The following is a 16,974-nucleotide window of genomic DNA, read 5'->3' on the forward strand; positions in this document are numbered from 1 at the left end:
CCTAAAGGACAGATGATTAAATGACCACTTTAAGAAATCTTCTTCTACTAACACTCGTTATGCTAGCAGGTGTAGCTTTAGCTTTTTACCTTCGCCCACAGCCAGTAGAACAACGCATCGCATTAGGTGAAAAATTGGGGGGGGATTTTACCCTTCAGTCTCAGCAAGGTGAGCTAAAATTAGAAGATTACCGTGGTAAAGTTGTACTATTTTTTATTGGCTATGCTTCTTGTCCAGATGTTTGCCCAACAGCGTTAGCAGTCGCTGCCCAAGGGCTCAAGGACCTAACACCTGCTCAGCAAGAAAACGTAGCGGGAATTTTTATGAGTGTAGATCCGGATAGAGATTCACCGGAGAAACTAGAGAAATACGCAAGCTACTTCCATCCTAATTTTCACGGCGCTACAGCAGATCGTGAAACTATAGATAAAGTAGTAAAACAGTATGGTGCTTTTTATCGTATGGTCGAGTTAAATGATTCGGCTTTGGGCTACGCTGTGGACCACTCATCGCGCCTGTACTTAATCGATCAAAATGGCAAACTTTCAAAAGCTTTAAACCATGCACTTACACCAATTGAACTCACTAAAGAGATTCAAGCGTTACTAAGCGAGGAAACATAATGAACAAGAAAACTCTGCTAAATACATGCCTGGCGACAGTACTCAGCCTAACCTCCTTTTCTGCAATGGCGGAGATCATTACCAGTGACGCATACGTAAGAGCACTTATTCCAGGTTCTGGCCATACTGCAGCTTTTTTAAACATAACAAACAGAAATAGAAGCGATGTATATTTAACATCTGCAAAAACTGCTTCTGCTAAAAGAACAGAACTTCATAATCACATATCGGAAGACGGCGTCATGATGATGCGTCAAGTCGAAAAAATTCAAATCCCAAGCACTCAAATAGTAGCGTTGAAACCTGGTGGTTATCACCTGATGCTTATGAAACTAGACAAGTCCTTAAATGTTGGCAATACAGTTGATCTAGAACTTACCTTTTCTAATGGTGAGAAGATCAATGTTTCAGCACCAATAAAAAATGTCGTAGAGACTAACCACCACCATCACTAATCCCCTTTTGAATAAATTAAGGCTCTGTTTTACAGGGCCTTTTTTAATGGTTTGTAGTCAGGGCTTAAAAAAGTAAATACTTTCCCTTGGAACTGTAAATTCAGGTTCCAACATTCGTAAAAATTTAATTTCTCGTTCTCTCGCAACTGCGAGATATATGTACTACTTTGTAATCAGACGGCAAGTCCAACAGGCAACTTGGAACGGCCTAAAAATTGAGATCATCGCCATTCTAAGGATAAGAATTAGATCAGCAGGAGGCTGAACTATGCGTAGTACACCTGATTTCAATATCCACTGGTACCACAGTCTACAGTTTCGCGTGTCGGCAATCTTCCTTACTATTTTCTTTCTAATAATGGTGACCATAATCGCCGTGGTAAGCGCTATCGGTGATCACCTAATTGAAAACCAGGCGTATCTAAAATTAAGTAAGGCGGGCGATAAGGTTGTTTCAGAACTAAACCAGCGTACCACCATTGCGGAATCAATTGTCACCTCTATGGCTGATATCGCCAAAGTAATCCCCTCTGAAGATAAACGTTTCTCATCCTTAATGCTGTCTCTTCTAGATAGAGCAGGTTCCAAACATCTCATAGCAGGAGGTGGTACTTGGCCAGAGCCCTACATACTAAATAAAAATGTTGAACGGAATAGCCATTTTTGGGGCAGAGATAAACAAGGAAAATTAAATTTTTACAACGACTACAACCTTCCAGAAGGCAATGGCTATCATCATGAAGAGTGGTATGTGCCGGCTCAGCATCTTGGCAGAAACCAACGCTACTGGTCCAAATCCTATACTGACCCCTACTCTCTGCAGCCCATGGTCACAGTGACTGCACCACTTTATGAGAATGAAAAATTCTTAGGTGCTACAACTGTCGATCTCAAACTCGAAGGGCTGCAAAAGTTACTCCATGAAGCAACACAAGAGTTTGGTGGATATGCTTTCGCGCTGGACCGTAACGGTAGGTTTCTATCCTTTCCTGATGACAAACTGGCTCGCCTATCAAATCCTTCTTCCGACGAAGGAAGTCTACTCCCTTACATAACAATGGAAGAGCTAGCAAAAGAATTTGGGACATTTGAATCTCTCGCCAGATTACTTCGTATTCAGAATAGATCTCTAAATTCACCTAACGGCATTGAGACCGATACGCTTGCTACATTGCTTGCAAACGATAGTTATCAAATCGATCTGCCAGAAGCAAAAATCATTGCGTCTTTACTAAGTAGACCTGAATTTAAAACTTCTCAAAGAGCTAATAAACTTATTGAACAAGATCACTTTTTAAACGAGGCCGTGTTCGTTACAGTAACCACTATGCCTAAAACGGCTTGGCAGATTGTTACAGTTATGCCAAACAGTTCCGCCCGTAAAGATGCTAAAGCACTCTTTAATCAACTCCTTATGGCTACTATTTTTATTGTTCTGATAGCCATCATACTTGTCTGGGCCCTATTGCGTTACCACCTAACGTATCCTCTCTTTCAACTTACGCAACAACTACAAGAGGGCTTAACTGACGATCATCGCTCACAGCAGTTGATAAAAACAACAGATAAAGGCGAATTAGGTGCTTTAACCCATTGGTTTAACCGCAAGACAGAACAGCTTTTAGAAAGCCAATTTCAAATTCAAAAACTAGCTTTTTTTGATCCTTTAACCGGCCTCCCAAATAGACGATTACTCTATGATCGTTTAAATCAGCGTCTAGCCAGTGCCGAAAGGCAACGTTGTAGTGGTGCAGTGATGTTCTTGGATTTAGATCATTTCAAACACCTTAATGATTCTTTAGGCCACAGCATCGGAGATGAGCTGCTTATTCAGGTAGGTAACAGGCTCACCGAATGCTTACGAAAAGAAGATACTATAGCCCGATTAGGTGGCGATGAATTTGTTGTTATTGTTGCCCTCCCTCGCTTAAATCAAGAACAAATTTATGAACGCGCACGTCTAGTTGCAAACAAAATAATCGAAGCACTTGATGTCCCTTTTGAACTTAATTCAAACCACTTCCATATCACTACGAGCATCGGTATCACCTTCTTCAACCAAGTGCACTTTGGCGCTGAGGAACTACTGAAACAGGCAGATACAGCGATGTATCAAGCCAAATCAAATGGTCGCCACCATTACTGTTTTTTTGAAAAAGATATGCAAACCAAAGCAGATGAACGCTTACGAATAGAAGCTGAACTGCGCTATGCAATTTCCCACAATGAATTAAACTTGGTTTATCAGCCTCAGGTTAATGCTGACGGTGAATGTGAAAGTGTTGAAACACTGCTGCGCTGGAGCCACCCTAAACGAGGTTTTATTTCACCCAACGAATTTATACCAATTGCCGAAGAAAGCGGTTTAATCATCCAGCTAGGGCATTGGGTAATCGAACAAGCCTGTTGCCAAATGAAAAAATGGTATCACCAAGGCAAATCTATTCGTTATATAGCTGTTAACGTAAGTCCACTTCAATTTAATCAGGCCAACTTCGTAAACGATATTAAAGCCAGTATTCATCGTTTTCAGATTAAGCCAGAACAGCTTATGCTGGAAATAACAGAAGGAGTCATCATCGATGACACTGAAACGGCCATTACTAAAATGCACACCTTAAAAGAGCTAGGTGTCAAAATTTCTATGGATGATTTTGGTACAGGGTATTCCTCCCTGACCTACCTAAGATTACTGCCGTTAGATGAATTAAAAATTGATAAAAGTTTTATCAACGACATCACCACCGACCCGAATGATGCCGTCATTGTTGGAAATATTATCTCAATGACCCACGAGTTGGGCTATTCAGTTATAGCAGAAGGGGTAGAGACACTAGAACAGCAGCAAGTGCTTTTAAGACAGGGTTGCAAGCATTACCAAGGGTACTATTTCAGCAAACCTCTAAATGAAGAAGATTTAGAAAAGTACTTAATCTGCGAAACGTTAACCGCTTAACATTTTACCGAATCACTTAGGAATACTAACAACGTTAATATTCCTAAAATCAGGCAGTGATTCCGGAAACGTTAAGCATTCTCTTTTAAATAACTTATCAGTTGATCGATATCGATATGGAAACCATCAAAGGCTACCACGCCATTCGGATCGATCAACGTAACCCAAGGGGTTCCGCCTGTACGATATTCCACCATAGTATTTGGGAAATGACCTGGATTAGTTCGAGGCAGATCAGCATTACCCGGATCATGGCCAAAAGGCAGATCCAAACCGTATTTCAGCTGATTTTTACGTAAAGCATCTTCATTATTAATAGAGTGACCTTCAAATGTTGTTTGGATAACCGCAGCCACAATTTTGTCGTCATCGGGGAAAGCGGCTTTCAACTTCTGCAAATTTGGAAAGCCTACAGAATGACAAGCTGGGCACCACTCCTGAAAACACTTCAGATAGACCCATTTACCTCTATGCTCTGATACCGAAAATGGTTCAGTCTTATTCCCTTGGCCATCGATCCAATAATTCACGTTTAACTCAGGCGCTATACGCCCCCTGATGCCACGAGTATTTTCTTTAGCTATGGACGGACCAGACAGTAGCCCAAATGCGCCTATTCCTGCAGTTGTTAAAGCGGCTGATTTAAGCCACTGACGCCGCGTTAAGTGCTGCTTGCTCGTGCTAGATTTCAACTTTTCGATTAGATACGACATATTAATCTCATCATCTATATGAGCTTCATAGACCCCCTCACATCGCGTTAGTTCATAAAACCAACAAAGACCTTCTTTTTAAATATCTTTATAATGGTATTTACTGCACATGCGCTCGTGTAGCATGGGAGCTGATAGATTGATGAGTGATGTTATGAGATTTTTTGCGATAGCCCTATTCTTTCTAGCCAATACTGCATTTGGCGAGATACTTGAAACAGAGAACTACCAAGTAGTTATCACTAAGCATTGCGCTGAAGGCGAAGTTAGTTGTGAAGAGATCTCTTATACAGGCACGTCAAAGAGATCTGGTAACAGTATCAATTTAAAAGGTAAAACCCTGCATCAAACCTGTGCTGATGGCATTACCCCGTGTCGGTTTCTTGGTTACCGTTTTCAAAACGGCAATATCACCTACAACGTTTATGAATCTGGTTTACTACAAGTGATTCGTGAATCTCAGGAAATACTGCTAGAAGAGCAAGGCAGCTGGTCATACGAATAATCCAACGCGCTAGTTATCAAAGAATAAGAGAGATAAGGGAAGATCAGAGAAAAACTCTTCCTTCCACTAAGGCTGTCTAACGGTTTGTTTTCTTAAAACTTCCACCAAAAGCTAGGTACGTACAGGCAGACCGTTATCAATTAACTCCTCTACATCGACCTTTCACTTATCTCTGATAGCAAAAATAGAAACTGCTAAAACGACAAAGGCCCAAAAAAGTTTTGTTTTATGGGCCTTATTTAGACAGAGCTTGTATTTAAGATATATTCGAACTTAGAACACGGTATTCTTTTTCCCAACGTTTCGCTTCTTTCTTAGAAGGGCCGCCAAGAACATTGACCGCATGGCGTAAACGCGCACGTGTCATATCTGGGCCAAGAATCGCCATAGAATCCATTACAGATACTGTCTGGTTAGTACCCGCTACTGCGATAAACAATGGGAATAGGAAGTCACGGATTTTGTAATCCATTGCTTCAGCAAGCTGTTTAAGCTGACCGAATAAACGATCTTTATTCCACTGAGTTTCGGTATCTAGCAACCATACTGAGTACTGTAGCATTTTGCGGATATCATCAAGTTCCAATGATTTATGCGCAAAATCTTCTTCTGTGATATCCAACATGCCGGATAGGAAGAAGCTCGCAAGTGGAGCGACATCAGACAGTTTTTCAACACGCTGTTGAATCAATGGAACGATTTGCATCAGGTATTCAGGGTTTAACGCCCACTCCTGATACTTAGCTGCAAATTGCTCAGGATCTAAGTCTTCACGCAACCATAGGCCATTCAACCAGCTTAGTTTTTCCTGATCGAAGATTGGACCACCAAGAGATACACGCTGAATATCGAAGTTATCGAACATCTGTTGACGTGTGAATTTCTCGCTCTCATCCGGCATAGACCAACCCATGCGAGCAAGGTAGTTCAACAATGCTTCTGGCAAGAAGCCCATACGCTGATAGTAAAGAATACTAGTAGGGTTCTTACGCTTAGATAGCTTAGATTTATCCGGGTTACGAAGAAGCGGCATGTGGCATAGCTTCGGCATATCCCAACCAAAGTATTCGTAAAGCAACTTATGCTTAGGCGCTGAGTTGATCCACTCTTCACCACGGATAACGTGCGTGATCTCCATTAGGTGATCATCTACAACGTTTGCTAAGTGGTAAGTCGGCATACCATCAGATTTAAGCAGAATTTGAGCATCAACCATGCCCCATTCCAACTCAATTGTACCGCGAAGCATATCGTCAACTTCACAGGCACCTTCACCTTCAGGTACAACCATACGCACTACATAAGGCGCGCCCGCTGCTTTACGCTTTTCTACTTCCTCTTCAGGAAGGGCTAGATCGCTTTGCTTAAGCGCAGTGTGACCACCTGCAGCACGGCGAGCTGTACGTAGCTCATCCAACTCTTCAGATGTACGGTAGCAAAGAAATGCTTTGCCTTCTTCCACCAGCTGCATCGCGTATTTTGCATAGTCTGCTTTACGTTCGCTTTGACGGTAAGGACCGTGAGGACCACCTACGTCTGGACCTTCATCCCATTCCAAACCTAACCAACGTAGCGAGTCCAGAATCTTCTGTTCAGATTCATCCGTACTACGTGTTTGGTCTGTATCTTCGATGCGCAAGATAAACTGACCGCCATGCTGACGAGCAAAGGCTAAATTGAACAATGCGATATAGGCTGTGCCTACATGAGGGTCACCTGTTGGAGAAGGTGCAACACGGGTACGAACGGTCGTCATTGGTGTCCTTGGAAATCTGATAAAAATGAATAGCGGCAATTATATACTTAGCGGCCCTTTTCGAGCCACTAAGAAATCAATTAGGCGATAGATAATGGGAGAGAAACTATAAATAGTTTTCCCAAAGTACCGCACCCCAGATCAGGCCACCCATAATCAGTGCGACCATCACGACGGCTGAGCCTAGATCTTTGGCAAGCCCTGCTAACTCATGAAACTCAGTGCCCGCGCGATCGACCACCGCTTCAATGGCACTGTTTACCAGCTCAAAAGCTAACACCAGCAAGCAAGTACAAATTAAAGCCGCCAATTGCATGGGGCTTTGCGCAACTAAAAAAGATAGGGGAATCAGCACCGCACTTCCCCATACCTCATAGCGAAAAGCAGGCTCTTGAACATAAGCAGCTTTCAGGCCCTGCCATGAATAGATAGAAGCGTAATAAAAACGCTTTAAGCCCGTATTCTTGGCAGTCGCACCCTGTGGTTTATCGCTCATCGTAAAGTCATTTCCCTAAATTTATCGCCTAGCGTTAGAAACTAAGGCTATCACTTCTACATTGGATTCCGTACAAATAGTTGGACAAAATCCACCTATGTGCAGCGCAAAATCGGTAGACAGTATATAATCGCCTCTGTTCTTCGATTTTGATTGTATCTACACATTTAATGACCTCTACAACAGATAACCTAAACCGTCGTTTTACCGTTGCACCTATGATGGACTGGACGGACCGCCACTGCCGTTATTTTCACCGTATTTTGAGCCGCCAAGCGGTTTTATATACCGAGATGGTAACTACCGGTGCTTTGATCCATGCAGAAGCAGATCGTTTTTTGCGTTACAACACGCAGGAACAACCTGTTGCATTGCAGTTAGGTGGCAGCAACCCAACCGATTTAGCTCAATGTACCAAGATGGCTGAGGATTATGGTTACAATGAGGTGAATCTTAACGTCGGCTGCCCTAGCGATCGCGTTCAAAACAATATGATCGGTGCCTGCCTAATGGCTCACCCTCAGTTAGTCGCTGAATGTTTAGAGACGATGCAAGCCGAGGTGAAGATCCCTGTTACGGTAAAACACCGTCTTGGCATCGACGATATGGATAGCTACGAAGAGTTAGTCAGCTTTGTAGAGACAGTGCGTAACAGTGGTTGTAATGTTTTTATTATCCATGCGCGCAAAGCGATTCTTCAGGGCCTGAGCCCTAAAGAAAACCGCGATATCCCACCATTGAAATATGACTGGGTTTACCAAATAAAACAGGAATTCCCTGATTTAGAAGTGCACATCAATGGCGGCATCAAGACTCTCGAAGAGTGTCACACACATTTGCAACATGTTGATGGTGTAATGCTAGGCCGCGAAGCCTACCAAAACCCTTATCTTTTGGCAGATGTAGATAACGAGTTATACAACTGTCCTGATGAGAAGATCAGCCGTAAAGGGGCTGCTCTCGCGATGGTGCCGTATATTCAAGAACAGTTAGCAGAAGGTGTTTCGCTACACCACATAACGCGGCATATGCTTGGACTATTTCACGCGCAACGCGGTGGCAAACAATTCCGCCGCTTTATTAGCGAAAATGCGCATAAACCTGGCGCTTCAATTGATGTACTCTTTGAAGCACTGGAACGTGTACCAGATTAGAATGGACTACTAGAAAGATGACAAGTCAGTTAGAAAAGCTAAAAGAAATTACTACTGTTGTTGCTGATACCGGTGATATCGAAGCCATTGCTCGCTTTAAACCCGTTGATGCGACCACTAACCCATCTCTACTGCTAAAAGCCGCTGAGCTTCCACAATACAGCGCTCTATTACAAACAGCTAAGCGCTGGGCGACTGAAAAAGGCGGTAGCGAGCAAGAAGTGTTGGACAACATGACTGATCGCCTTGCGGTTGAGATCGGTCGTGAGATTCTAAATATCATTCCAGGGCGCATCTCGACAGAAGTTGATGCACGTTTATCGTTTGATACTCAAGCAACATTGGAACGTGCACGTAAGTTGATCGGCCTTTATGAAGAAGCCGGTATCTCTAAAGACCGCATCCTGATTAAGATTGCTTCTACTTGGGAAGGAATTCAAGCAGCACGTCAGCTTGAGCAAGAAGGCATTAACTGCAACCTAACTCTGCTATTTAGCTTTGCCCAAGCGGCAGCATGCGCAGATGCTGGCGTTTACCTGATCTCTCCTTTCGTTGGCCGTATTCTTGATTGGTTTAAAGCGAACGAAGATGGCGACTTTACGGGTGCTAACGACCCAGGCGTTCAATCAGTAACGGGCATCTACAACTATTACAAAGCGAATGGTTATAACACCATCGTGATGGGTGCGAGCTTCCGTAACATTGGCGAGATCCAAGAGCTAGCAGGTTGTGATCGCTTAACAATCGCGCCTGCCCTGATGCAAGAATTAGAAGACAGCACTGATGAGCTGCCAACTAAACTGGCACCTGAATCTGCGGCTTCTGAGCAAGGCAAACTTTCTATGAGCGAAGCTGAGTTCCGCTGGATGATGAACGAAGATGCCATGGCTACAGAGAAGCTAGCTCAAGGTATCCGCAGCTTTACAGCTGATCAGGTCAAGCTAGAGAAGCTTCTTCTAGCGGTATAAAACACCCCTACTCAAATAGCTAAAAGCCCTCAGTAGAGAAAACCTACTGAAGGCTTTTTCTTTATTAATCAATATCCTGTCTATACTGATTTCTATGCCACCCTCAATTTTGGCTGAGGAGATCAGATATGGATACCGTTGTACTCCCCTACCCTAAGCTCATGCTGTTTGACTGGCATGGCACCCTTGTCGATACCCACGGCGCAATGTATCAAGCCATCGAAGAGATGCTTGCTCAATTAGACGAGCTAAATCTCACCCGACACATTCTGCCCGAAGAGAAAGCCAAAACAGAAGATGACGAAAAGCTCATCCGCTATATCCGTATCTATCGACATCTGCATCCACGCGTTTTAGCAGAACAACGCATATCCAGAACCGATGTATTTGAGGTTTTGTTTGGCAATAACGATGAAGCTAATGCTATTGCTCACAAAGCTTACAATGACTGCTATCGAAACCACTACGGCAGCGTTAAGCCTTTCCAAGCAGGTATGTATGAGTACCTCACTTATCTAAAGAAATTAGGTATTAAGATCGGTGTTGTGACCAACCGTAGTCGTGAATTTCTAGAACCCGAATTAGCGGCTGTAGAAAATGGCCGTTGGAAAGAGTTATTTGATGTCACACTTTGCGGCGATGAGATGCTGCACTATAAACCCGCGCCTAGCTCGATGATTCAGGCGAGTAAATCAGTCGATGAACTCGCCGACCAGCACCTCTGGTATGTAGGCGATAGCGTTACCGATATGATGACAGCTACTAAGGCTGGCGTGACACGAGTCTTTTATAACGGCGCGCTGTGGAGCCCTCACTGGTTCGAACAAGTCTTTGCTGAAACGGCTCATCATCAATACGATCCAGATATTATCATTGATGATTTTGACGAGTTATTAGATCTCGTTTTACAAAGCCGCAATGGCATTACCACCCCAGAATTGGTACAGCAACGCCCCCCCCGACTACCTCCAAGAAAACCACAACCACAGAGGGAAGAACCTGACTGGCATCCTGCTGTCGTGAATCTAACCTACCCTAAAGTTGTTCTATTTGATTGGCATGCCACTCTTGTAGATACTCTGGATGCTATGTATCACGCAGTGGATGATATGCTCAAAGACCTTCGTAATATGGGTCTGCTTGAACATTTAGTAGATTCTGCAAAGTGTAAATCCCCCGATGATCAACGACTTGTACAATATGTCCGTGAAAATTTAAGCCTACACCCAAAAATAAAACTCGACCGCAAGATATCCAGAACCGATATCTTCGAGATCCTCTTTGCCGACAATGAAGTTGCTAAGAAAGTCGCTCACAAAGGTTTTACTGAGCATTACCGAAAATATTACGGAACAGCCCTGCCCTTTGAACCCAAAGTTAGGAATATGCTAGAAGGCCTGAGAAAACTGGGATTGACCGTTGGCGTCATCACCAATCGCGATCGCGAATTCTTTATTCACGAACTCAATACGGTCGATGATGGTTGGGCGCATCTATTTGATACCGAAATTTGTGGCGATGATACGGTCCAGCGCAAACCTCACACTGACCAGATATTAAAAGCCGCAGACAATCTAAATTGTGATCTAGGCATGGATATCTGGTACGTCGGAGACAGTACAACCGATGTGATTGCCGCTAAATCAGCCGGGATCACCAGTGTCTTCTTTAACGGCGCTCAGTGGGATCAGCCTTGGTTAAATAAAATATTCCCGGGGAATGAACGCTACCCTTATAAACCTGACGTAGTCGTAAATGACTTTTCAGAATTTTGGGCACTGATTCTATCTTGCAGAAAGCAGTGTAGGACTACCGAACAATAGCTAATGCCTTTAACGACTAATTATTTCTTTAACACCAATTAAAAAATTAAAAAAATCATATAGTTAGTCTTGCATCTCAACAGGGTAAACTATAGTTTATGGTAGTAGTATTACTGCGCATGTATTTTTCAATCCAATTGAAAAACATTCTCTTAACGGTTTGATAACACAAGCTAAACTTTTACAGCTAGGTGCAACTTTAGCTCCATTTACCATGAGCTAAAACACTTCTGTTAGTGCTTTTCCGCAAATGAAAGCTATCAAAAGCAATCTAATGAAACGTTGGATTCCTAGGCTCCTGCATAATCAAGCATCAAGGAGACCCAAGTGTCACATTTAAATAAGGTTCTTTACTGCTGCATTTCAATAACAACTCTATTGATATTAAGCCTCGCAGCAAAAGCTGAAACGCTTCCTGTTGATTTAAAAGTAATTGACGTCCCTATAAATTATTCGCTGGGCTTAGCATTCCCTAGCGGGAACGTATACAACTACCCTGTAGTTAAGGATGCGGGGATAGGTACTGTTAGAATCACTGCTTCCTGGGGGAAAATTCAACCTGAAGAAGGCACATTTGAGTGGCAAGGGATGGATGCGCGCATCAAAGCTCTTCAACAATTAAACCTTAAGCCATTCATTACCTTTGAATCTAATGCACCTTGGGCTACTCATCCTGACACTCACCATATAAGAAACGGAGCACCCTTAGATTTAAATCAATGGATTACTTTCGTAGAAGCGGTAGTAGAACGCTATAACTTTGACGGGTATTCCGACGCTCCTGAGTTAGAAGCACCAGTGGAGTATTACCAGGTAGCTAACGAATGGATAAGCGATCAAAACAAGTCAGGAGGCTGGGCAAGCTCAACTGAGTATTTAATTGATCATATAAACGCAACATATAATGCTGTTAAACGCTTTGATTCTGATGCCACATTCGTTTTGGGAGGCATAGCGGCGTTTAACCTTGACGTTTTATTATTGGCTGAAGGAATCGAAAGCTTCACGGTACAACAAAGATGGGGCACATTTTCCAGTACAACTATGGATTATGAAGACACCCAAACTGAATACATACAAGGAATAATTAATCATCACTTTAGAGAAGTGCTTTTCCATAGCCAGTATGATTACGCAGATGCTCATTTGTACGGACCACAAGAGAGGGATAAGTCTCGAATAGACATTCTCGCGGAAGAAACAAATTTATCAACGGATAAAATTATTTCGGCTGAGTGCGGTGGCCCCTCCCTAGACTATGAGGACAATTACAGTGATGAAAACCATTTTCACGCCGTTATTGATCGTAATTTAAATATATTGGCATCAGGAGCTAAATTCTGCCTCTGGTTTGGCCTAGGTGAAGCAATGTCAACAACTTGGGGAAATCAAAAGGTTCCACTATTCGATAAAAACAACCAAGCAAAACCAGGCTACTATGCTTATAAACTATTAGCGTATTTGTTTGATGGCCAAGAGTCTATCCATGTAGAAGTATTAACCGATCTATCATCTCCGGCATTTAAAATATCGTTCCCAACAAATCCTGACAAAGCTGATATATATATTGGCTTACCCAGCACACAAAGTGAGTTAATTGCAAAATCTGGTGAGAGTTCGTTTGATCTTTTATGCATTAATGCTCTGAATAGTGAGGGCTTTATTACCATTGGGGCAACCAATTATGTGACTTGTAATCACAGCGTAATCGCTTTAGGTGCAAAACTTCCTTCAATGTATGAATAACCAATAAACGCAAAATAGACGAATGCTATTTTGAGTTTACTTGGTTAGGAAAAATCCAAACAAAAGCCAAGACAACTGCAATCAGACTAGCCAAAGCAGATACAGAGAAAGTGGTGAAAGAACCAAAATCATCCCATAACAAGCCACTGACATAAGCACCAAGTGCGCCGCCCAAGCCAAATCCTACGCTAGAGAATAAGGCTTGTCCCTGCCCATGAGTTTTCTCGGTAAAGTATTGATGAACTAAAGCAATGCCAACGGCGTGAAGTGTGCCGAATGTTGCTGCGTGAAGCGTTTGGGCAAATAGCATAATCCATAAGTTTTCTGGGACTAGGCCTATCAGCCACCAGCGCACTACACAAAGCAGCAAGCTGACTAACATGATATTACGTATACCCCATCGCTGTATCATCCAATGCATATAAATAAAGATGATCACTTCTGCGATAACACCTACAGCCCAAAGCACCCCTACTTCTGATCGACTAAATCCAACATCAACCATCAATACGCTATAGAAGGTGTAGTAAGCCCCGTGGGCGAATTGAACTAAGAAGCAAATAATAAAAAAGACCATTACCTGCGGACGAAGCAACAACTGCATAAAACTACGATTATCCGCTGATATTTGGGCCGCATCTAATTGAGCAGTGGCTGGAGGGATAAACAGCGTGTTCAGCCAGATTAAAACCATTAACACCAAAAGAATCCAAGGCAACCAACGGATATCAATATTATCAAGTAAAGCGCCAAGGCCTGCGACCGTTACGATAAATCCGATCGATCCCCATAGCCGGATACGGCTGTAACGGGATTTTTCTTTACCAAGCTGACTTAAGGTTATCACCTCAAATTGAGGGAGTACTGCATTCCAGAAGAAGCTAAAACCTAACATCACCAGACCTATGCCTAAAGCGGTTGTTTGCCAGAAAATCCCAACAAACATTATGCAGGTCATTAACGCGCCAAATCGGACTATCTCGACACGCTTACCACTTTTATCAGCCATCCACCCCCATAAATTGGGCGCTACTATCCTGGACAATTGCAACAAAGCCATCAGTGAACCAATGGTCTGAGCATCAAACTGAAATGATTTTAGATAGAGGCTCCAGTACGGAACCAAAGCACCTAATAAGGCAAAATAGAAGAAATAAAATCCAGAAAGGCGAATATACTGATCGAACTGCGGCATAAGCTGATCTGTTCCTTTCTAGACTGATAAGAAGTAAAAAGCCGGTTCACCTAACGGCAACCGGCTATCGAGTAGACTAGATAACTATTTTAACTAGTAAGTTAACTAGATAGTACCGTTCGTCATCATGCCTCTTTTAAGGCATTTAATAAATATTGCGGAAGGCCAAAGCAACCTAAGTGCATCTGTGGATTGTAGTAACGGGTTTCGATTTCGCTGTTGTCATAGCGCTTTTGCAACTCTGCCAAATCGATAGATCGTAATGATTCATTATCGGAACCCCACGCTAAAGTCATTACACCACCAATATAAGTAGGTACAGCTGCGGTGTAGAAAGATTGGTCTTTGAAGTACGGGCTTAAACGACGGCGTGTCGTAATCACTTCATCTTGCTGTAGGAAAGGCACACCATTCTGTGCGACAAAAATACCGCCGTCTGTCAGTAAGTTCTTACATCCTTCGTAAAAACGGCTTGAGAACAGAACTTCACCTGGGCCTACAGGGTCTGTGCAGTCAGAAATGATAACGTCGAATTTTTCATCTGTTTGATTAACGTACTCAACACCATCAGCAATCACTATATTGGCACGTGGATCTTCAAAAGCACCTGCTGAGTGATTTGGAAGATATGTTTTACACATATCGATTACTGCTTGATCGATCTCTACTTGCGTAACATGCTCTACCGATTGGTGACGACATACTTCACGCAAAATGCCGCCATCACCTCCGCCGATGATCAAAACGCGTTTTGCATTTCCATGCGCTAAGATCGGTACATGCGTTAGCATTTCATGGTAAACAAATTCATCTCTCTCCGTCGTTTGAATAATTCCGTCCAACGCCATGACAGTGCCATAAACTGGATTACGGAAAATAATCAGATGCCAAGAATCCGTTTGTTGCTCGAACAACACTTCCTCTACATCAAATTCCTGACCGTAGCCTTTATGGAGTGTTTCTTTGTATAAATTTTCTTTTAAAGACGTTGTCACTTGCTTTACTCGCTAACTAACGAAAAAAGGGGTAGCACTGCTAAACGCACTACATTAATTTAGAGTATAAACCTAACTTCGCAGGCCTTAAATTTTGGCCGCATTTATACCCTGAAAAAGGTAAAAAACAAAGCATTTCCACACTATCTAGAGCACAAAAATCCCACATCATTCAACACCGCTATTTCGTGGAATTTAACCCATTTATTGGACTAACATTTTCATTCAACCCTAATAACATTTTTGATCAAGCAATCAGAAATAAATTTATTATTTGCTCCTTTATCCATTTTATGAACTTTTTTTTACAACATTAGAATCTACCGAATCACGCTCCAGCCCCTACAACCAAAGGCCTAGCGCCAAACTACAACCAAAGTCTAATTTTACTACCATTTTCGTTGTATTCTTCTAAGTTTGTTAGGAACTGGAATTTTTACCTACGCTTACTACAACAGATAACAAAAACAAGACAGTTTTGCGGCGTATATAGCCTCAGAAAGGATGGAGAAACATAATGAAATTACTTACCTCGGTTGTTGCTACAGGTATGGCACTTGGTTTAGCTTTTGGTGCTCAGGCAGGCACTTTAGAAGATGTACAAAAAAGAGGCAGCGTATCTTGCGGGGTAAGTACTGGCCTTGCAGGTTTTTCTCAGAAAGATGAGAACGGTACTTGGAGCGGTCTTGATGTAGACGTATGTCGTTCTGTTGCTGCTGCTGTTCTAGGTGACGCAAGCAAAGTTCAATACAAGCCTCTTACAGCTAAAGAGCGTTTCACCGCACTTCAGTCTGGTGAAATCGATATTCTTTCTCGTAACACTACTTGGACTCACACACGTGATACCTCTCTAGGTCTTAACTTTGCTGGCGTAAACTATTATGACGGTCAAGGTTTCATGGTTTCTAAAGACCTTGGCGTAAAAAGTGCGCTAGAACTAGACGGTGCAGCTGTATGTATCCAAGCAGGTACAACAACTGAACTTAACCTTGCAGACTACTTCCGTGCCAACGGCATCAGCTACAAAGCAATCACATTCGATACTTCTGACCAAACACGCTCTGGTTTCGAAAGCGGTCGTTGTGACGTCCTAACATCAGACCAATCTCAATTATACGCTCTACGTATAGGCCTAAAAGATCCTTCAGCAGCGATGGTACTGCCAGAAGTTATCTCTAAAGAGCCGCTAGGACCTGTTGTTCGTCAAGGTGACGATGCATGGTTTAACGTGGTTCGCTGGTCTCTAATGGCGATGGTTGAAGCTGAATTCCTAAAAATCGACAGTGCTTCTGCTGATAAAGCGAAAACAGAAGGAAATCCTTCTCAGAAACGCCTAATGGGTTCTGAAGGCGATGCAGGTCAAAAACTTGGCATTCCTGCTGATTGGGCATACAACATTGTGAAGCAAGTAGGTAACTACGCTGAAAGCTTTGAGCGCAATGTAGGTCAGGGTTCTCCGCTTAAAATTTCCCGTGGTCTAAACGCCCAGTGGAACCAAGGCGGTATCATGTACTCTTCACCAGTACGCTAAGGAAGGATCAAACAGAGGGGCATTTTTCATGCCCCTCTGCTATTTTTACTTATAACCT

14 protein-coding genes are annotated in these 16,974 nt (G+C 42.8%); 9 read left to right on the forward strand and 5 right to left on the reverse strand.

Annotation, left to right across the window (positions count from 1 at the left end; genetic code table 11):
• Positions 1-20 precede the first annotated feature (20 nt).
• The 3 genes from ACMXYX_RS10465 (at position 21) to ACMXYX_RS10475 (ending at position 4,034) form a co-directional block, all read left to right on the forward strand.
• Positions 21-623 carry an SCO family protein gene (locus ACMXYX_RS10465; RefSeq protein ID WP_415896452.1) on the forward strand — a complete coding sequence of 201 codons (603 nt, stop codon included), beginning with the start codon at positions 21-23 and terminating at the stop codon, positions 621-623.
• Entirely contained in the window at positions 623-1,078 is a 456-nt protein-coding gene (locus ACMXYX_RS10470; protein ID WP_415896453.1) for a copper chaperone PCu(A)C, read from the forward strand. Before ACMXYX_RS10465 ends, ACMXYX_RS10470 begins: the two co-directional genes overlap by 1 nt.
• A 268-nt stretch (positions 1,079-1,346) precedes the next feature.
• A complete protein-coding gene (locus ACMXYX_RS10475; RefSeq protein ID WP_415905975.1) occupies positions 1,347-4,034 on the forward strand; it encodes an EAL domain-containing protein in 2,688 nt (895 codons plus the stop codon).
• A gap of 71 nt (positions 4,035-4,105) precedes the next feature.
• Here ACMXYX_RS10475 and ACMXYX_RS10480 read toward each other — a convergent pair whose 3' ends face one another.
• The gene (locus tag ACMXYX_RS10480) at positions 4,106-4,747 is read right to left on the reverse strand and encodes a peroxiredoxin family protein (RefSeq protein ID WP_415896455.1); all 642 of its coding nucleotides are present in this window, start codon (positions 4,745-4,747) and stop codon (positions 4,106-4,108) included.
• Positions 4,748-4,889: 142 nt separating this feature from the next.
• Here ACMXYX_RS10480 and ACMXYX_RS10485 point away from each other — a divergent pair, with 142 nt between their 5' ends.
• A complete protein-coding gene (locus ACMXYX_RS10485) occupies positions 4,890-5,252 on the forward strand; it encodes a hypothetical protein (RefSeq protein ID WP_415905976.1) in 363 nt (120 codons plus the stop codon).
• Positions 5,253-5,508: 256 nt separating this feature from the next.
• Here the strand turns inward: ACMXYX_RS10485 and gltX are convergent, their stop codons facing one another.
• Complete coding sequence (gltX, locus tag ACMXYX_RS10490; RefSeq protein WP_415896457.1) at positions 5,509-7,008, reverse strand: glutamate--tRNA ligase; 1,500 nt, start codon at positions 7,006-7,008, stop codon at positions 5,509-5,511.
• 106 nt (positions 7,009-7,114) lie between these two features.
• Entirely contained in the window at positions 7,115-7,504 is a 390-nt protein-coding gene (locus ACMXYX_RS10495) for a diacylglycerol kinase (RefSeq protein WP_415896458.1), read from the reverse strand.
• Between the two features lie 170 nt (positions 7,505-7,674).
• On the opposite strand from ACMXYX_RS10495, the gene dusA reads away from it, so the two are divergent.
• The 4 genes from dusA to ACMXYX_RS10515 all read left to right on the forward strand — a co-directional run bounded on the left by dusA (position 7,675) and on the right by ACMXYX_RS10515 (position 13,195).
• Positions 7,675-8,658 (forward strand): tRNA dihydrouridine(20/20a) synthase DusA, encoded by a 984-nt coding sequence (gene dusA, locus ACMXYX_RS10500; RefSeq protein WP_415896459.1) that lies wholly within the window; start codon positions 7,675-7,677, stop codon positions 8,656-8,658.
• A gap of 17 nt (positions 8,659-8,675) precedes the next feature.
• Entirely contained in the window at positions 8,676-9,626 is a 951-nt protein-coding gene (tal, locus tag ACMXYX_RS10505; RefSeq protein ID WP_415905977.1) for a transaldolase, read from the forward strand.
• A gap of 128 nt (positions 9,627-9,754) precedes the next feature.
• Positions 9,755-11,449 carry an HAD family hydrolase gene (locus tag ACMXYX_RS10510; RefSeq protein WP_415896461.1) on the forward strand — a complete coding sequence of 565 codons (1,695 nt, stop codon included), beginning with the start codon at positions 9,755-9,757 and terminating at the stop codon, positions 11,447-11,449.
• Positions 11,450-11,776: 327 nt separating this feature from the next.
• The gene (locus ACMXYX_RS10515; protein WP_415896462.1) at positions 11,777-13,195 is read left to right on the forward strand and encodes a hypothetical protein; all 1,419 of its coding nucleotides are present in this window, start codon (positions 11,777-11,779) and stop codon (positions 13,193-13,195) included.
• 25 nt (positions 13,196-13,220) lie between these two features.
• On the opposite strand, the gene ACMXYX_RS10520 is transcribed toward ACMXYX_RS10515, so the two are convergent.
• Both ACMXYX_RS10520 and speE read right to left on the reverse strand, forming a co-directional pair.
• Positions 13,221-14,390: an MFS transporter gene (locus tag ACMXYX_RS10520; RefSeq protein WP_415896463.1), complete on the reverse strand. Its 1,170-nt coding sequence runs from the start codon at positions 14,388-14,390 to the stop codon at positions 13,221-13,223.
• Between the two features lie 125 nt (positions 14,391-14,515).
• Positions 14,516-15,385, reverse strand: coding sequence for a polyamine aminopropyltransferase (gene speE, locus ACMXYX_RS10525; RefSeq protein ID WP_415884115.1), 870 nt, complete (start codon positions 15,383-15,385; stop codon positions 14,516-14,518).
• A gap of 517 nt (positions 15,386-15,902) precedes the next feature.
• Between speE and ACMXYX_RS10530 the strand changes: the two genes are divergently transcribed.
• Positions 15,903-16,916: an amino acid ABC transporter substrate-binding protein gene (locus tag ACMXYX_RS10530; protein ID WP_415884114.1), complete on the forward strand. Its 1,014-nt coding sequence runs from the start codon at positions 15,903-15,905 to the stop codon at positions 16,914-16,916.
• Positions 16,917-16,974: the final 58 nt, after the last annotated feature.

The sequence above is a fragment of the Neptuniibacter sp. QD72_48 genome (genome assembly GCF_047778065.1).
In the GTDB taxonomy this organism is placed as follows: Bacteria; Pseudomonadota; Gammaproteobacteria; order Pseudomonadales; family Balneatricaceae; genus Neptuniibacter.